2 protein-coding genes are annotated in these 558 nt (G+C 67.2%); both read left to right on the top strand.

Annotation, left to right across the window (positions count from 1 at the left end; genetic code table 11):
- On the top strand, positions 1-225 hold a 225-nt coding region (locus tag F3J10_RS35930), incomplete at its 5' end, for an efflux RND transporter permease subunit (RefSeq protein ID WP_167244074.1).
- A 2-nt stretch (positions 226-227) separates the two neighbouring features.
- Positions 228-558, top strand: a 331-nt coding sequence (locus tag F3J10_RS35935; RefSeq protein WP_167244075.1) for a TolC family protein, incomplete at its 3' end; no start/stop codon positions are given.

The following is a 558-nucleotide window of genomic DNA, read 5'->3' on the forward strand; positions in this document are numbered from 1 at the left end:
CTGGCGATCAGCAACGGCGCGGGTTCGGCCAGCCAGCACGCGATCGGTACCGGCGTGATCGGCGGGATGCTGACCGCGACCTTCCTCGCGATCTTCATGATCCCGATGTTCTTCGTGAAGGTGCGCGCGATCTTCGGCGGCGAGAAGGAAGATGCCGACGAGGCGCTGCGTCTCGCGCAGGAACACGCGCATCGCACCGATGGCGACGGCAACCAGGGACATTGATCATCATGCGTAAATTCGTTTTGTCTGCAATGGCCTTCGCGCTGGTCGCCACGGGCTGCACGATGGCGCCGCATTACCAGCGGCCCGCCGCCCCCGTGTCGGGCAGCTTCCCGTCCGACGGCGTCTACGCGACGCAGCCGGGCGCGGACGGCGCGCGCAGCGCCAATGGCCAGGCCGCCGCCGACATCGGCTGGCGCAATTTCTTCGCCGATCCGCGCCTGCAGGCGCTGATCGAGATCGCGCTGAAGAACAATCGCGATCTGCGCGTCTCGGTGCTCAACATCGAGGCGGCGCGCGCGCAGTACCAGATCACGCGTGCGGGGCTGTTCCCGA

It is taken from the genome of Burkholderia sp. Cy-637, assembly GCF_011753175.1.
GTDB classification, from domain to species: Bacteria; Pseudomonadota; Gammaproteobacteria; order Burkholderiales; family Burkholderiaceae; genus Burkholderia; species Burkholderia gladioli.